The organism is Mesorhizobium sp. XAP4 (genome assembly GCF_029269325.1).
GTDB lineage: Bacteria > Pseudomonadota > Alphaproteobacteria > Rhizobiales > Rhizobiaceae > Mesorhizobium > Mesorhizobium ciceri.
On the sequence record NZ_JARIXW010000004.1, the window covers coordinates 441,720 to 457,322 of the forward strand.

15 protein-coding genes and 1 tRNA gene are annotated in these 15,603 nt (G+C 62.3%); 4 read left to right on the forward strand and 12 right to left on the reverse strand.

Annotated elements, in window-relative coordinates:
- Window positions 1–28: 28 nt before the first annotated feature.
- Window positions 29–1,099 carry a multiple monosaccharide ABC transporter substrate-binding protein gene (gene chvE / locus P3C39_RS19690; protein ID WP_027161715.1) on the reverse strand — a complete coding sequence of 357 codons (1,071 nt, stop codon included), beginning with the start codon at window positions 1,097–1,099 and terminating at the stop codon, window positions 29–31.
- A 311-nt stretch (window positions 1,100–1,410) separates the two neighbouring features.
- On the opposite strand from chvE, the gene P3C39_RS19695 reads away from it, so the two are divergent.
- Together P3C39_RS19695 and P3C39_RS19700 are read left to right on the forward strand one after the other, a co-directional pair.
- Window positions 1,411–2,400 carry a LysR family transcriptional regulator gene (locus P3C39_RS19695; protein ID WP_275954045.1) on the forward strand — a complete coding sequence of 330 codons (990 nt, stop codon included), beginning with the start codon at window positions 1,411–1,413 and terminating at the stop codon, window positions 2,398–2,400.
- A 130-nt stretch (window positions 2,401–2,530) separates the two neighbouring features.
- Window positions 2,531–2,767 carry a hypothetical protein gene (locus P3C39_RS19700; RefSeq protein WP_024503153.1) on the forward strand — a complete coding sequence of 79 codons (237 nt, stop codon included), beginning with the start codon at window positions 2,531–2,533 and terminating at the stop codon, window positions 2,765–2,767.
- Window positions 2,768–2,769: 2 nt separating this feature from the next.
- On the opposite strand, the gene P3C39_RS19705 is transcribed toward P3C39_RS19700, so the two are convergent.
- The 10 genes from P3C39_RS19705 to P3C39_RS19750 form a co-directional block, all read right to left on the reverse strand.
- Window positions 2,770–2,843, reverse strand: a tRNA-Gly gene (locus tag P3C39_RS19705).
- Between the two features lie 81 nt (window positions 2,844–2,924).
- Window positions 2,925–4,838 carry an acyltransferase family protein gene (locus tag P3C39_RS19710; RefSeq protein ID WP_275954044.1) on the reverse strand — a complete coding sequence of 638 codons (1,914 nt, stop codon included), beginning with the start codon at window positions 4,836–4,838 and terminating at the stop codon, window positions 2,925–2,927.
- 196 nt (window positions 4,839–5,034) lie between these two features.
- Entirely contained in the window at window positions 5,035–6,516 is a 1,482-nt protein-coding gene (locus P3C39_RS19715; RefSeq protein WP_064995694.1) for a hypothetical protein, read from the reverse strand.
- A 40-nt stretch (window positions 6,517–6,556) separates the two neighbouring features.
- Window positions 6,557–7,024 (reverse strand): GtrA family protein, encoded by a 468-nt coding sequence (locus P3C39_RS19720; RefSeq protein WP_063170021.1) that lies wholly within the window; start codon window positions 7,022–7,024, stop codon window positions 6,557–6,559.
- Window positions 7,002–7,703, reverse strand: coding sequence for a class I SAM-dependent methyltransferase (locus P3C39_RS19725; RefSeq protein ID WP_275954043.1), 702 nt, complete (start codon window positions 7,701–7,703; stop codon window positions 7,002–7,004). The genes P3C39_RS19720 and P3C39_RS19725 overlap by 23 nt, the downstream gene beginning before the upstream one ends.
- On the reverse strand, window positions 7,696–8,685 hold the full coding sequence (locus P3C39_RS19730) for a glycosyltransferase family 2 protein (protein ID WP_181172679.1): 990 nt from the start codon (window positions 8,683–8,685) through the stop codon (window positions 7,696–7,698). The genes P3C39_RS19725 and P3C39_RS19730 overlap by 8 nt, the downstream gene beginning before the upstream one ends.
- Window positions 8,686–8,765: 80 nt before the next feature.
- Window positions 8,766–10,265 carry a HAMP domain-containing sensor histidine kinase gene (locus tag P3C39_RS19735; RefSeq protein WP_127368326.1) on the reverse strand — a complete coding sequence of 500 codons (1,500 nt, stop codon included), beginning with the start codon at window positions 10,263–10,265 and terminating at the stop codon, window positions 8,766–8,768.
- Window positions 10,262–10,936, reverse strand: a complete 675-nt coding sequence (locus P3C39_RS19740; RefSeq protein ID WP_013533623.1) for a response regulator transcription factor — start codon at window positions 10,934–10,936, stop codon at window positions 10,262–10,264. Before P3C39_RS19740 ends, P3C39_RS19735 begins: the two co-directional genes overlap by 4 nt.
- A 40-nt stretch (window positions 10,937–10,976) precedes the next feature.
- A complete protein-coding gene (locus P3C39_RS19745) occupies window positions 10,977–11,369 on the reverse strand; it encodes a hypothetical protein (RefSeq protein WP_275954042.1) in 393 nt (130 codons plus the stop codon).
- Window positions 11,370–11,682: 313 nt separating this feature from the next.
- Window positions 11,683–12,300, reverse strand: coding sequence for an outer membrane protein (locus P3C39_RS19750; RefSeq protein ID WP_127368325.1), 618 nt, complete (start codon window positions 12,298–12,300; stop codon window positions 11,683–11,685).
- Between the two features lie 457 nt (window positions 12,301–12,757).
- On the opposite strand from P3C39_RS19750, the gene P3C39_RS19755 reads away from it, so the two are divergent.
- Window positions 12,758–13,021 carry a DUF6460 domain-containing protein gene (locus P3C39_RS19755; protein WP_013533620.1) on the forward strand — a complete coding sequence of 88 codons (264 nt, stop codon included), beginning with the start codon at window positions 12,758–12,760 and terminating at the stop codon, window positions 13,019–13,021.
- Between the two features lie 65 nt (window positions 13,022–13,086).
- On the opposite strand, the gene P3C39_RS19760 is transcribed toward P3C39_RS19755, so the two are convergent.
- A complete protein-coding gene (locus tag P3C39_RS19760; protein WP_275954041.1) occupies window positions 13,087–13,992 on the reverse strand; it encodes a histone deacetylase in 906 nt (301 codons plus the stop codon).
- Window positions 13,993–14,124: 132 nt separating this feature from the next.
- Between P3C39_RS19760 and P3C39_RS19765 the strand changes: the two genes are divergently transcribed.
- Window positions 14,125–15,492, forward strand: coding sequence for an MATE family efflux transporter (locus P3C39_RS19765; protein ID WP_275955449.1), 1,368 nt, complete (start codon window positions 14,125–14,127; stop codon window positions 15,490–15,492).
- Window positions 15,493–15,603: the final 111 nt, after the last annotated feature.

Here is a 15,603-nt window from a genome sequence, read left to right on the forward strand (position 1 = left end):
GCAGGACCCCCTGACTTTGTAACCGGGATTACTTCAGTTCGTCGGCCTTGATGTAGCCGGAGTCGACGACCAGCGCCTGGTAGTTCGACTTGTCGACTTCATGCGGCGTCAACAGGATCGAGGGAACGACCTTGACGTCGTTGTTGTAGGTCTTTTCATCGAGTCCGTCCGGCTTGCCGCCCGAGAGCACCTTGTCGACGAGCTCGACGGTGGCCTTGGCCAGTTCGCGGGTGTCCTTGAACACGGTCGAGTACTGCTCGCCCGAGATGATCAGCTTGACCGAAGCGGTCTCGGCGTCCTGACCGGTCACGATTGGCCAAGGCTGAGCCTCGGTGCCGTAGCCGACGGCGCGCAGCGAGGCGGTGATGCCGCGCGACAGGCCGTCATAGGGCGAAAGAACGCCATCGACGCGGCTGCCGTCCGAATAGTTGGCCGACAGCAGATTGTCCATGCGCGCCTGGGCGGTGGCGGCGAGCCAACGCAGCGTGCCGACCTTGTCCATGCCGGTCTGGCCGGACTTGATCTTGATCGAGCCGTCGTCGATCAGCGGCTGCAGGACGGAGATGGCGCCATTGTAGAAGAAGAAGGCGTTGTTGTCGTCGGGCGAGCCGCCGAACAGTTCGACGTTCCACGGCTTGGTGTTCGGGAAGCGTTCCTTGAGGCCCTTGACCAGCGAATTCGCCTGGATCACGCCGACGCCGAAATTGTCGAAGGTGGTGTAGTAGTCGACATTGGCGGTCTTCTTGATCAGGCGGTCATAGGCGACGACGACGACGCCCGCATCAGCGGCCTTCTGCAGAGCATCCGACAGGGTGGTGCCGTCGATCGAGGCAATGATCAGCGCCTTCGGGCCTTTGGTGATTTCGTTTTCCAGCTGGCTGAGCTGGTTGGGGATGTCGTCCTGCGCGTATTGCAGGTCGACGGTGTAGCCGAGAGCCTCGAGCTGGGACTTGACGGCATCGCCGTCATTGATCCAGCGCTGCGAGGTCTTGGTCGGCATCAGCACGCCGACGAGACCCTTGTCGGCTGCGTGCGCCGAGTAGGTCATGGCAGCGATGCCAAGGGCCGCGACGGCGGCCAGTGTCTTGATGATTTTCACTTTAACTCTCCCTGTTTGATGGACGCGGCACCCCGGGGGTCGCGGGCCGCGCAATCGTGCAGAAGCGCCAAGGCACCGCTGCCGTCATATCGATCTCCGGTATCCTCCCATGGCCCCGAGACACTGATTCAATCGATACGATTTTTCTCGTCGGCGACCGTCACGTCTTGGAACGCGCGGAGGGTGTGGGTCTTTGCCATAACTGTCAAATGCGATCTTTGATGGTTGCTATATCATGGTTGGTATATGTATTGCGGCGTGACGGGCTGACCCTGATGTCGGTCGTACACGAGCAGAAGGCAGGGAAAGCGATGGCGCGGCCAGCGAATCCGACAACAGCTTCAGATGATTACAGAGAAGCACCGGGCGATGGCGAAACCCTGCTGCGCAGCGGTCTCAGTCTGCGTCACATGCGCATGATCGTCGCGCTCGACGACCATGGCCGGGTCAGCGCGGCAGCCCAGGTTCTGAACATTTCGCAGCCGGCGGCCTCGCGCATGATCGCAGAGATGGAGGCGGTGCTGGAGGTCAAGCTGTGCGAGAGGCTGCCGCGCGGCATCACCTTGACGCCATACGGCAAGGCTTTGGCCAGGCGGGCGCGCTCGATCCTGCTGGAGATGCGCGAGGTCGACCGCGAGATTTCCGAGCTCAAGGCGGGCAAGGGTGGTTCGGTTTTCCTGGGTGCCGTGACCGCGCCGGCAATCGAGCTGGCGGTGCCGGCAATTCGTGAAATCCGCCGCATCTATCCGCGCATCGAGATCACCATGCAGGTCGAGACCTCCAATGTGCTGGCACGCGAGCTGATCGCCACGCGCCATGACTTCATCATCGCGCGCATCCCCGACGACCTTAATCCGCGGCTGTTCGAGTCGCGCGTCATCGGCGTCGAGAAGGCCTGCCTGATCGTGCGCCGTGGCCACCCGCTCACCAGGGGCAGCGTGGTGCGGCTGGAAGACACCGCCGCCTATGACTGGGTCTTCCAGTCTGGCGGCTCGCCCTTGCGCCAGGCGATGGAGAGCAACTTCCTCAACCGCAACATCGCTTTGCCGGACCGTATCCTGAACACCAGTTCGCTGCTCCTGACCCTGGTCATGGTCGCGCAATCCGATGCCATCGCACCGGTCTCTGTCCAGGTGGCGAAATTCATCCAGAACCCTGACGGGCTGGCCGGCGCCATCGACGTCGTCCAGACCGAATTCGACATCGAGGTCAGGCCCTACAGCCTGATCACGGTGAGGAATCGCGCGCTGTCGCCGGCCGCCAAGATGCTGCACGACTTCATTCTGAGGGAAGTGGGATGATGGCTGGATCAGGTAAGCTTCTCCGGCGAAAGCGCCGCCAGGCCGAGGCCAGCGAAAGCGAACTGGGAACATTATTTCCCGCCGATGCGTTCATGATCTTGCAAGGGACGATTTCTTCTGGAGGCTGAACATGCGCAGCTTCGAAATCATCGACCTGCTTTGCGTGATCGAGGCCTGCAAGCACGATCGATCGGTCGGCAATTTCGTGTCCATGGCTGAAGGCGTGGAAGAATTGCGGGTGTTAACCGGCGATTTCGTTTCATCGGATGACGCGGCGGCAAACGCCCTCGCAACGGTGGCGCTGGCGAGAGGCTGCTCGGTTGTGTTCGACGAACAGGCAGGCGCTGAAATGGTTCTGACGCCTTAGGCTGGAGCGGGTAGCGGGAATCGAACCCGCGCGTTCAGCTTGGGAAGCTGACAAGCTACCATTACATCATACCCGCGTGCGCCCTCGTTAGCATGAGGGTTGGCCTTCGGGCAATCGCAAAGCGGTCCGTTTCGGCACGACGCCGTCGTGCTGCGGATCACGGCGCGCCTGCGGCCGTGAATTGCCGGTTTGCCTTCGCGGCCTTGTCGCTGGTGGCGAAACTTGGCCAGTATTTCGAGATGGCCAGCGTCGCGCCGGCGGAAGAGAAGTGGCCATAGTCGAAGTAGAGAAATTCATTGGTCTTGGCGTCGGCGTATGAACAACCGGCCGAGTCGCACAGATACGTCAGCGGATCTATGAAATCGGCCCCTTTGGTGAACGGCAGAACCCGTGCGTTGATGCCCGGATCCATAGCCATAGGCCAGGATGTGGTTCCGGCATGCTCCCGCTTCACCAAGAAAGCGATCTTCTGGACGTCGGCGATGAATTCCGGAGACTGGCCGACGGTATAGACCTTGACCCCCATCTCGCGAAGCCGGTCGATCGTCTTCTGCAGGCCGTCGAAGCCCCTGGCCTGGTAGTCGGTCCATCGGCCGCTCAGGATCACCGCCTGGATGTTTGCGTCGCGAATGATCGACAAGGCCCGTTCGTTGAAGCGGGTGCAGGCGGGCCGAGCATAGGAAAAATAGGTCAGGTCGGGCGGACAGCCGGCATAGGTGTATTGGATGACATTGGCCTGGATTTTCTGGGCGTTGGGCTCAAGTCCCGATACATAATGGGCAGCGAAAGAATCGCCCCACAGCAGCACATCGGTGGCAAAGCCCGTTGTACGGGTGCAGTCGGCGAGATTCCAGTCTTCGATGCGGGTCCCGTTTTCGTTGAAGCAGATGCCGTTGCGCCAGTCGCCGACCCGGATACGTTCGGTCGAGAAGTCCGGGAACCGTTGCGGGAAACCGTTGCCCAGTGCACCGGCCAAACCACCGGCGCACAGCAGCGCGATGGCCGTCGCCGAAAAAGCGAAGATAGGCAGCGGTGCGGTATAGGCTCGTTTCTGGCGGAAGGGCTGCTCGACATATTTCCAGGAGAATGCCGCCAAGGCGAAACTGGCCACCGTCATCGCGACAATCGTTGGCACACCGACGGTCTTCAGCGAGAGATAATGGACGAACGAGTTGATCGGCCAGTGGACGAGGTAAAGCGAATAGGAAATGAGGCCGACCCAGACCAGCGGCGCCAACCGAAGCACGCGAGTGGCGACAGGTGCCGGCCTGTCGGCGTTATCCTGGCCAGCATAGATCAGCAGTGCTGTTCCGATGCAGGGGAATAGGGCATTGTAGCCGGGAAACGGATCGCTGTCCGAAATCATCACAAAGCCAAACGCAATCAGGGCAAAGCCGGCGAGGCCGATCAGTTCCACCGCCAGCCGACCGGCTGGGACCGGAGGCTTCCGCAACATCAGCATGGCGCCCAGCGCCAGCTCCCATATGCGCGTCGGCAAGAGATAGAAGCCTGCCGTCGGTGCCAGCGAGGTTGCTATGACTGCCAGGGCAAAGCTGCCGACGGCCATCGGCAGAAGTACCGTCAGCCAGCGCTTCGAGACGTATCGGTGGATCAGATAAAGCAGGATCGGCGCGAAGATATAATACTGCTCTTCCACCGAAAGCGACCATGTGTGCAGGAGCGGCCGCAGTTCTGCGTCGATGGAGAAATAGTTCATCGTTCTCCAGAAATAGATATTCGACCAGAAGGTCGCGGCGGCGATCACGCTAAGGCTGAATTCGTGGAGATCCGAAGGCAGAAGGATGAACCAGGCGGCAATGCTCGCGAGCAGGATGACGAAGGTCAGCGCCGGCAGGATGCGCCGGGCGCGGCGCCAGTAGAAGCGGCCGATCGAGAACTGGCCCCGCTCAAGATCATCGAGCAGGCTGCCGCTGATCAGATAGCCCGATATGACGAAGAAGATGTCGACACCGGTGAAGCCGCCAGGAATGGCGGACACGCCGAAATGGAAGAGCACGACGGGCAGCACCGCAACGGCCCGCAGGCCGTCGATGTCGCGCCGGTAGTTCATCCGGCCGGCTCGCGCGCGACCACCATGATCCGTGCGGCCGCACCCGACACGCTCATGCGGCGATGCCTTCGGTCGTGCTGAAAATCCCGGCTCGTCGGTCTCACAGGCTTACCCTCAGGCAGCAATTTTGCTGCGCTGCAACATGGGTGTCAAGGCATATATTGGCTGTCGCGAAATCCGCCAGGAACGCACAGGATCAGGCGCTGGGCAGATAGATTACCGCGTAATCGTCCGAGTAGGCCCGTTTCCAGCCCAACTGGTCGAAGAAGGGAATCCGGCTGTCGTCGGCCGACAGCAGCGCCCAATCTATTGCGTATTTCTTCAGGCGGGCTTCGAGGAGCGGCTTGCCGTCTCCGCGTCCGGTGTCGTTGTCGCTCTTTGTGAAGCCGCCCAGGAACAGCTGGTCCGTCCGTCCGTCGATATAGGTCTTGAACCCATGGAAAATCAGCGTGCCGCCGAAATTGTAGGAATTCAACACATTGCCGGACAGATGATGGCTTTGCGCGAAGGCCAGCGCCCCGCTGGCCGATGTCTTCGGGCTCGGCGCGACCTGATAGGCGCTGCCGAGCACGGCGACCCCGCCGATCAGCAGAACGGCTGCCGTGCCGCAGATGGCGTAGAACCGCCTGGCGAAGAATCTCTCCAGCCCGTCGCGCTTTTCGGCCAGCCATGCGGTGGCTGAAAGCGAGGGATATTGCTGTGCGACCTCGGCCGCCATCACCAGCGGAATCAGCAGGAAGAACAGATACATGAAGCGCACATGGGCGAGATAGACATGCAAGGTGAAGACGACGAACAACGCCTTGGCCCAGCCAATTCGCAACCGGGACACCAGAAGCCCGAAAAGTCCGAGCAGCATCGCCGCTTCCTGGACAGGACTGTCCGGCTGACTGAACGGTTTCCATTCCATGATCAGCGACACCGCCTCATTGCCGTAGGCCACGGCGAGCGTCGCGAGGATGGCCTGGACGCCGTAGGGGTGGATCAGGCTTACCAGCGGGCAAAGCAGGCCGAACGCGATCCACTTCGCCAGCAGGGACGGTTTCGACAGGCCCGTGCGCGCCAGCAGATCGAGACCGGCGAAAGCCGCGATGACGAAGCTCAAGGTGAAGGTGGCGTGCAGGTTCGCCCATAATACGACCAGCACAAGCAGCCACCAGGGCGGCGCCCGTTCTTCCCTTGCCGCACCGAAGAGGACCGCTGTCCAGATGACGATGATCGGGAAGGTGAAGACATGCGGACGCGCCGTGAAGATCGGGTTGATCAGGAACACCGCCGCGAACGCCAGTGTAATCGCCAGGATCGGTTTCAGCCATGCGCTGAGAAACCACCCCATCAGGAAAACCGTCAGGGAGATCGAGGCGATGATCGCGGTGACGACCCCGTTCCAGCCGCCCGCCCGGTAGGCAAGAGCCAGCAGGACCTGCCCCAGCCATTCCTTGGCAATCCAGGGCTGGCCTGCAAACGTGTAGGAATAGGGATCGACGGCCGGAAATGTCCGGTTAGTCAGGAAATCCAGACCGACCTTCACTTGCCACCAGCTGTCGGGATCCTGCAGGGTGGCGCCTGCCTGGGCACCCAACGCACCCGCCATCGCCAAGGCCGCGAGCAGGCAGAAGATCAGCCTGCTCCGCTCGTTGTATGTCGCGGCCGCCGCACTGGCCTGAGCGTCGTTCATGCTGCGCCGCCTCTAATCGGTTCCGGTGACAGTTGGGTGTTCAAGGTGTTGGATTGGCGGGCTGCCGCCGAGGCTTGTCGGCCACCCGAACTGTGCGGTCGGTGCTGTCGTCCCCACGCCCCACAAACACGAAGCGAGCCGAGCCAAGATAGAAAACAACCGAATAGACGCAGATTCCCGCGAGGTGGACCAGCGGGTTTTCGACGATGCCTGCTGAACGGGCGGCGATTACGACGGCCAGATTGATGCTGTAGGCGACCAGAAAGACACCCCCATAGCGCAGCGCGGTCCCGGGCTTGAAGCCATCGGCTCTGCTGAAGGTCCATTGGCGGTTGAGGAAGAAGCCGAGGACAAGGCCGGCGGCATAGCCCGTGGCGTTGGCAAGGATGTCGCCCAGACCCAGCGCAAGCCCGGCCAGAATGACCGCGTATCCCAGCGCCGTGTTCAACAGACCGACGGCGCCAAATCGCAGCATCCTCGGGAAGTCAAACGGCAGGCTTGACCACATGCGCAAAATATTGGGCTCCGACAGGTACCTTGGTGAGGAAGCGCTCGAACGGCCTCAGTCTCGCAAGCATCCGAGGAAAGAAAATCCGGTAGACGATCCTCGTATTGGCAAGGCCCGCCTCGGCCATGCGCCCGCGCATCTCGCGCGAATTTATCAAAACCGCGTTTTCGTCGAAGGCACAGTTCCTCACCGCGTGCGTGGTCAGCGGGTTCCAAGGATTGTGTTCGAAGACGAAGAAGCTGCCGCCATAGGCCAGCACCCTGCCGATCTCGGCGAACAGTCCGATCTGCAGGTTCTCGGGGATATGGTGGAAGACGCAGGCCGCGAAGGCCAGGTCGAAGCTGCCGTCGGCAAAGGGAATTGTCTTGCCGTCGAAATGCGTGAAGGCGGCCTGGCCGGGAAAGCGCTTGCTGGCGATGTCGAGCGATTCCCGCGAAGGATCGAGCAAGGTGATCTCCGCGTCGGGAAACGCGTCGCGCATATGGCCGAGCGAATTGCCGACGCCGGCGCCGAAATCCAGTATTCGTCGCGGTTTGACACCGGCCCGCCGCAGCGTCGCGGCGACGTCGTCGATCTTGTACCTGGCGAAGAAATCCGGGTTTTCGCCGCTCAGCCTTATGCTTGCGGCATGCTGCTCCTGATATTCCCGCGCAAACTGGTCGAATTCCGCCTCAAGCACGTGCGGCCCTCTTTGCCATCTCCTGCAGGCGATGGACCGGCAATTCGCCGTCCTCCACCGCCTGGCTGCGCGAAACGATCTCGTTGACGAAGTAGAGCGGCCGCCGCTTTGTCTCCATGTACATGCGCCCGAGATACTCGCCGAAGATTCCAAGCACCATAAGCTGGACGCTGCCGAGGATCAGCACGATCGCGGCGAGGCTGGTCCAGCCGGGCAACACGTTTCCGACCGACCATTCGAGCAGCGTGTAGCCGAGCACGACCAGCCCCAGAAGCCCGAACATCATTCCGAGCAGCGAGGCGAACCGCAAGGGCACGATGGAGAAGCTGGTCATGGCGTCGACCGCCAGAAGAAGCATTTTCTTCAGCGGATAGTGGGTGGTGCCGGCAAAGCGGCGGTGCCGCTCATAGGGGAAAGCCACCTGTCTCAGCCCGATCCAGCTCACCATGCCGCGAATGAACCTGTAACGTTCTGGCATCGCGTTCAGATGGTCGAGCGCGCGCCGGTTCATCAGTCGGAAATCACCGGTATTCGGGGCTATGTCGACGTCGACCATCCGGCGCAGCAAGCGATAGAACATGGATGCGGAGGCGAGCTTGAACCAGCTTTCGCCATCGCGCGTCAGCCTCTGGCCGTAGACCACATCGAAGCCTTCGTTCATCTTCGTCATCATCGCGCCGAGCAGTTCAGGCGGATCCTGCAGGTCGGCATCGAGAATGAGAATGCGCTGGCCGCGACAGAATTCGAGCCCGGCGCTCAACGCGATCTGGTGGCCGTAATTGCGGGCAAGGTCGATGGCGACGATATGGTCGTCCTTTTCGGCCAGCTGCAGAATGGCCTCGCGCGTACCGTCGGTCGCGCCATCGACGACAAGGACGATCTCGTAGGAAGGGCCTTGCCCAAGGCATGCGGCCGTTACCCGCCGATGCAGTTCGGCCACGCCATCCAGCTCATTGTAGCATGGGATGACCACCGACAGCATGACGCCGCGTCGCGCGGTGTTTCTCTCCGTCTCCACCAAAGCCTTGCTCCCGCTATCCGATTGGGAATAGCGGCAATTGGTTAGAAAACAGATAAGCCAGCGGGATCGGCCGCAACCGTGGGCCGGCCATCATTTCTGCCGCACGCGGCCACCGCCCGAACCGGCAACTCCATGCGGATGCGGGCGCCTTGCCAGGAGCCGGCCAATATCCGGATGGAGCCATCGTGCAGCAGTGCGATCTGCCGGGCAAGGTTCAATCCCAGGCCCGCGCCGCGCGATTGCGGCCGCAGTCGGTAGAAGGGCTCGAAAACGTTCTCGTGCTCATCGGCTGGAATGCCTGGGCCTTCGTCGCGGATTTCGACGCCGCCGGTTTCATCGATCGCTATGGTGATCGTGCCGGAACCGCCGCCATGATCGATGGCATTGCGCACGAGATTTGCCAGCGCCCGCTCGATCTGCAGCACGTTGATCTCGACATGGACCTTGTTGGCTGGCGGCTCGAAGGCAAGATCGTAGCCTGCTTCGATGGCGAGCGGGGCGAAGTCGGCGGCGACCCGGCCGACAAGATCGCAGAGGTCTATGATCTGGCGCTGGTCCGCCGGGCGGTCGAGCAGCTGGTGGTCGAGCAGCTGTTGCGCAAGATGCGACAGGCGCTCGATGTCATGCAGCAGGCGCGCGCTTTGCGGTTCCTGCTTCAGCAATTCGGCGCGCGTGCGCAGGATGGCGATCGGCGTGCGCAGTTCGTGCGCGGCGTCGGTGAGGAAGCGGTTGTGCCGGTCATAGCCCTGGGCGAGGCGCGCCAGCGTCTGGTTGAAGGCATGCACCAGCGGGGCGATCTCCTGCGGCACATTCTTGACCGGCAGCTGCATCGCACGGGTGCCGATGTCGATGCGCGCGGCCTGCTGGACGGTGTCGACGAGGCCGGCAAACGACCGGCGCACGACGGCTGGCGTCGTCACCAGGGTCGTGGCTCCCATGACGAGGACGATCGGCAGCAGCAGGATGACGATGATGGCCGCGAGAGCGGGAAGCGCCTTCTCCCAGTTCCTGCTGCCGTCCGGGTTCTTGGCGACGTCGATGGTGGCCGAAATGGTGACTTCGAGGCCGTCGGTCTCTTCCCGTGACGATCGCGTCGCGGCAATGATCTGAACCGTGCCAGCCTTGGTCGAAACCCTTTCGAGATAGGCCTCCGGCCTCAAATCATCTTCGGAAAAACCGACGGTGGCGTGATCGACCTGGCCCAGCAGATCGCCAAAATTCCTGGTGTAGACGTCGGGTATGTTGCCGAAGCGGATGCTCTGGCCGTTGTTGTCGCGGATGATGTACCAGACATTTGGGAAACCCTCACGAAACGAACGCAACCCATCGGTCTCATGGACGATCAATCTGCCGTTGCCGTCACGATCGACGGCATCCTTGAGGGTGGCGACGGCAGCCTCGTTGTCGACAAGAAGCCGTGGATCGGCGATCCACAGCGCGGCCGCGCACAGCACGATGAAGACAAGAAGCGTCGCCGCCTGCAACAGGATCATCCGCCGCACCAGCACCCATTGCAGCGATCGCGTGCGCGGCTTCTTCACGAGGCGGCCCGCAAGAGATAACCGAGGTTGCGGATCGCCCTGATCTCGATGCCGGCAGCGACGTCGTCGAGCTTGCGACGCAGCCGCGAAATGTGCGCATCCAATGCGTTGGAGCCGATCTCGTCGTCGAGAGCATAGACGGCTTCTTCCAGCGCCCCGCGCATGATCGTCCGCCCCGGCCTGCGGATGAGCGTTTCGAGCACCAGCCGTTCGCGCCGCGGCAGTTCCAGCGCCTGGTCCTCGACAAGCGCCTCGCGATGGCGGAAATCATAGGTGAGGCGGCCGACCATCACCTGATTGGCACGCGTGGTGAACGAACGCCGGTGCAAGGCATTGAGCCTGGCGACCAGTTCCACCGTGGCGAACGGTTTGACCATGTAGTCGTCGGCGCCGGCGTCGAGCCCCGCCACGCGATCGTCGAGCCCGCTGAGCGCCGTCAACGCGATCACCGGCACGTCCAGATGCAAGGCCCGCAGGCGCGGGATCAGGCTGAGGCCATCGCCATCCGGCAGCCGGCGGTCCAGCACCACCGCGTCATGGTGGCCGAGCCGCGCCACGGCTTCGGCATCCGCCAGTGTCGCGGCATGGTCGACGATGATGTCCTGGCGCTCGAGCGCGGTCTTCAGCACCGAGGCCATTTCCGGCTCGTCCTCGATCAGCAGGATGCGCATGCGCACTCTCCGTCACAGGCAGCCGGCACGCTGTGGCAAATCATTCGCATTCCAGCTTCGGTTGACGAAAATTGGTGATGAACCATCTGCCGCCCGAGGCGCGGGCATAGAACGTATAGAAGCATTCCTGGCGCTCGATATAGCCAGGCGTTTCGGTTTCTTCGTAGACGGTTCCGTGTTTTGTGTGGCGAACTTCGCCGCTGGAGCTTCCGGAAACCGCATTGGTGGATATTTTCCGCCACTGATACGCCCGCTCGCCCCGGCCGAGATCAACGACGGCGGTCGGCGGCCCGTAGTCCAGAATGACCGATTCGACCGGTTGCCCGATGTAGTTCTTCATGATGTCGGAGGCGCATCCCGTCAGCGCCAGCACGATCGCGATGAAGAACGCCTTTGTGATCCACACCAGATGGTTTGCGCTGCGTTTGGACATATCCGATTCCCGTCATCAAGGTCATCCGCGGCACCGAATGCATGTCGCCCAAAAGCGGTCCCGGTTTGGGACAACGACATGCACAAAACAAAACCTGAAGCGGGCCGCATGATCCGTTTCGATGCGACGCGCTTTAGGACGTGAAGATTGCATCGGCATTACGCAGGACCTGGCACACAAATGCGGTCTGCCGACACGCGTCGATGACGGTGCGGATGGAGGCAAAGCAATTGCGCGGTCCCGTTGCATCCGGGCGCCGCGCAAGGTCGTTCAAGCAAAATACAGAACAGGTTCGGCGGAACCCATGGCCTGCTTAGAACCGGTAGTTGATGCCGGCCTTCAGTTCATGGCTGCCGATCGTCGCCTTGGATTTGCCCAGGGCGGACGTCGTTTCGACGCCTGGGGTGCGCACATAGTCATATTCGACCTTGGCCGAGAGGCCGCCGGCAAAACCCTGCTCGATGCCGCCGCCGACCAGATAGCCGAGTTTCCATCCGTCGATATCGTTCACCTTGTCGCCCTTGTCGAATTTGGTCATGGCGACGCCGCCGGTTCCAAACAGCAGCGTCTGGTCGAAGCTCAAGCCGGCCTTGGCCTTGGCGGCACCGCGCCATTTTTCCTTGATCTTGCCGCCCCGGACGTCGTGCTCGGCGCCACCCAGATAGGAGCCCTCGATCTCGGCACCGAGAACCGCTGGACCCATCTGCTGGTTGTAGCCGGCCTGAAAGCCGCCGCTGAGACCATTCCTGCCGGCAAACGGGTTCGGCATCCCGGTGAACGCCGTGCCGCCATGCACGCCGACATAGGCGCCGCTCCACTGGAACGCGGGGGGATCATTGTAGGCGGGCGAAAGGTCGGCGGCCATCGCCGGCCCCAGGAGGCACATGGCAAGGGCACTTGCCGTCAGGATGATCTTTGCTTGAGAGAACACTGCATCACTCCAACACGCGCGCGCATCCGGCAATCGATGCGCAGGTTTCCCGAAGAACTCGACCGTTGAGGCGGTCGGGCTCCGATTTGGTGTCTTTCAGGGATGGTTGCGCGGTCCTGGGACTGGCTTTCGCCAGTTGTGGTAGGGGGTCAGATCGCCCGCGCGGCCAATCGCCTGAAAGACGCCGACCGTCTCGCAGGCGAAAATTGCACGCACATTGCGGGAAATCGAAAAATGAAGGTTTTTCGCTTTGTTTTCAATAAAGTAAAGCGATGTTGTTTACGCAAATTTAACAGTCTGGCGCGGGTTTAGTCCGTTTGGCAGCACAAGCCTGCCATGCAATCGCGCGGTGCAGGCCGTTGGCATCCCGCAAAACTCCCGGCTTGAAGCGGACAAGCCAAGTGCGTATGTCTGGCCGACGCCCTCGAGCCTGGGTGCCTCAATCGGGAGACGAGCCTTGTCCGCACTGACGCGCTTTCTTGGCGACTCGCCGCTCAAGGTGATCCTGAAACTGCTGGTGGTGTCTTTCCTCGTCGGCCTGGTCATGAATGCCTTCGGCTGGTCGCCGATGGATGTGCTCTACGGCATCCGGAAGTTCTTCATGGACCTGTGGAATCTCGGCTTTCATGCCATCGACCGTTTCCTCGGTTATATCCTGCTGGGCGCGGCTATCGTCGTGCCGGCGTTCATCCTGTTGAGGCTCGCCAACTACCGGAAGTAGAGCATGATCCCGAACCGCAGGTCCGCGTCAGCGAACCCTGGCACCGGTTTTTGGACAAGATCGTACTATCGGGCGCAGCCTGCGGCGACCTCGAACAGGATGGCATGGCGCGCGGCAAGGGCGGGCACATCGGTGGAATAGCCACCGCCGATGACGCCGCAGACCGGAACGCCCTGCGCGCGAAAATGGCTGATGACCATGTCGTCACGGGCGCGCAGGCCGTCATCCGACAGCGACAGCCTGCCAAGCCGGTCATCTGCATGGACGTCGACGCCGGCATTGTAGAACACGATGTCCCAATGCGCCTGTGCGGACAGCTCCGGCAGGATGGCGGCGAGCCTCTCGAGATAGGCAGCGTCACCCGTGCCGTCGGGCAGCGCGACATCGAGGTCGGAGGCGATCTTGCGCACTGGGTAGTTGCGGTCGCCATGCATGGAAAAGGTGAACACGCGCGGGTCATCGGCGAGAATATCCGCCGTGCCGTCGCCCTGGTGCACGTCGAGATCGACGACCAGGATGTTTCGTGCCGCGCCTTCGGCGAGCAGCACCAATGCGGCGACGGCGACATCGTTGAAGGTGCAGAAGCCCGCGCCTTGCGCGCGCCGCGCATGGTGGCTGCCGCCGGCGGTGTTGCAGGCGATACCGTGGCGCAAGGCCAGCCGCGCCGCCAGCACCGTGCCGCCGGTGGCAAGCTGCGCGCGCAGCGAGACGCGGGGTCCGATCGGAAAACCGATCTCGCGTTCGATCTTTTCGGGCACGCGGCAGTTGATGACCTGGTCGACATAGTCCGCCGCATGGGCAAGCTCCAGCCATGAAGCCGGCGCCGGTTCGGCGGTGCTGAGCGCCTCGGGGCCGGCGAGGCCGCGTGTCCGCAGCGCCTCCATCAGCAGGGGATATTTGCTCATCGGAAAGCGATGGTTGACGGCGAAGCCGGCGTCGTAGTCGGGATGATGGACGATCTGCAGAGGCATGAACTCGTATCCGGCTGGCTCACGCCAGACCGGGATTTCGGTTGGCCGTCAAGGGATAGGTGATTGCGCGGTGGCCGGAAAATGGGGCACATCGACGGTTCCATCAAGCCGCAATCAGCAAGGCAGCAATCCTTGGACAAAGGTGCAACCCCAGCCGACGCCGGATCCCCGATCCTCTCGGGATCGCCGCTTCACTCCGGATCATTTGTCGTCACCAACCGCTCCGTGCTCGCCATCGCGGTGCCGATGACGCTAGCCTATCTGACGACGCCGATGCTCGGCCTGGTCGACACGGCTGTCGTCGGCCAGTTCGGCGATGCCGCCTTGCTCGGCGGCCTGGCTGCCGGCGCACTGATCTTCGACGTCGTCTTCACCTCTTTCAATTTCCTGCGCTCGGGCACCACCGGCCTTGTCGCACAGGCGTTCGGGCGTGGCGATGCCCTGGAGGAACAGGCGGTGTTCTGGCGCGCCGTGCTGATCGCGGTTATCGCCGGCATCGTGCTCGCTGCCCTTGCGCCGCTGGTCGCCATCGCCGGGCAAAAATTCATGGGCGCCGAACCGCGCGTCAGCGAGGCGATGGGCGTCTACATCAGGATCAGGCTGCTTGCAGCCCCTTTTTCGCTGATCAACTACGCCATCCTCGGCTACGTGCTGGGGCGCGGCGAGGGCGGGCTTGGACTGGTGCTGCAATTGGTGCTGAACGGCATCAACATCGCGCTGTGCTTCCTGCTTGGGCTGAAACTTGGCTGGGGCGTTGCCGGCGTTGCCTGGGCGACCGTCAGCGGCGAGTTCCTGGCCATGCTGCTCGGCCTGGCCGTCGTGATCCGCCGGTTTCGCGCGGCCCCGCCCTTGCCGCGCCATCGCCTGCTCGACATGACCGCCTTCCTGCGCATGCTGTCGCTCAACCGCGACATCATGATCCGTTCGTTCTCGCTGCTCGCCGCCTTTGCATTGTTCACCCGCCAGGGCGCGCAGTTCGGCACGGTGACGCTGGCCGCCAACGCCGTGCTGATGAATTTCTTCCTCGTCGCCGGCTATTTCCTCGATGGCTTTGCCACCGAACAGCTGGCGGGCCGTGCCGTCGGCGCACGTGCCGCCGCACCGTTCCGTCAGGCCGTGCGGCTGACGCTGTTCTGGGGTTTCGGGCTGGCGGGAGCCGCGACGCTGGTAATGCTGTGTGGTGGCGCCAATCTGGTCGCTCTCGTGACGACATCGGAGGACGTCCGTTCGGTGGCCGACATCTACCTGCCATGGGCGGCATTCACGGCGCTGAGCGGTGTGCTGGCGTTCCAGATGGATGGCGTCTTCATCGGTGCGACCTGGTCCCGCGACATGCGCAACATGATGCTGCTGTCGTTCCTGGTTTTCGCGGCCGCGCTGCTGACCCTTGCGCCCGCCTTCGGCAACAATGGACTGTGGGCGGCGCTGCACGTCTTCCTGCTGGTGCGAGGCTTCAGCCTGCTGACGATCCTGCGGCTCAAGGTGCGGACGGCGTTTTAGACGGTGTCCCCCGGAAGGCCCTGCGCCGTCCAGGACACTGAGCGCAGCTTCGCGATAGGAATTTTTTCTTGACTCGGTGACCTCAGCTATGGTAGATTTTTGCCCATGGTG

What these genes read in the sequence shown, in the direction of transcription:
- P3C39_RS19695 (WP_275954045.1), top strand. Translation starts at nt 1,411, where the DNA reads ATGGCGCGGCCAGCGAATCCGACAACAGCTTCAGATGATTACAGAGAA.
- P3C39_RS19700 (WP_024503153.1), top strand. Translation starts at nt 2,531, where the DNA reads ATGCGCAGCTTCGAAATCATCGACCTGCTTTGCGTGATCGAGGCCTGC.
- P3C39_RS19710 (WP_275954044.1), bottom strand. Translation starts at nt 4,838, where the DNA reads ATGAACTACCGGCGCGACATCGACGGCCTGCGGGCCGTTGCGGTGCTG.
- P3C39_RS19715 (WP_064995694.1), bottom strand. Translation starts at nt 6,516, where the DNA reads ATGAACGACGCTCAGGCCAGTGCGGCGGCCGCGACATACAACGAGCGG.
- P3C39_RS19720 (WP_063170021.1), bottom strand. Translation starts at nt 7,024, where the DNA reads ATGTGGTCAAGCCTGCCGTTTGACTTCCCGAGGATGCTGCGATTTGGC.
- P3C39_RS19730 (WP_181172679.1), bottom strand. Translation starts at nt 8,685, where the DNA reads ATGCTGTCGGTGGTCATCCCATGCTACAATGAGCTGGATGGCGTGGCC.
- P3C39_RS19740 (WP_013533623.1), bottom strand. Translation starts at nt 10,936, where the DNA reads ATGCGCATCCTGCTGATCGAGGACGAGCCGGAAATGGCCTCGGTGCTG.
- P3C39_RS19745 (WP_275954042.1), bottom strand. Translation starts at nt 11,369, where the DNA reads ATGTCCAAACGCAGCGCAAACCATCTGGTGTGGATCACAAAGGCGTTC.
- P3C39_RS19760 (WP_275954041.1), bottom strand. Translation starts at nt 13,992, where the DNA reads ATGCCTCTGCAGATCGTCCATCATCCCGACTACGACGCCGGCTTCGCC.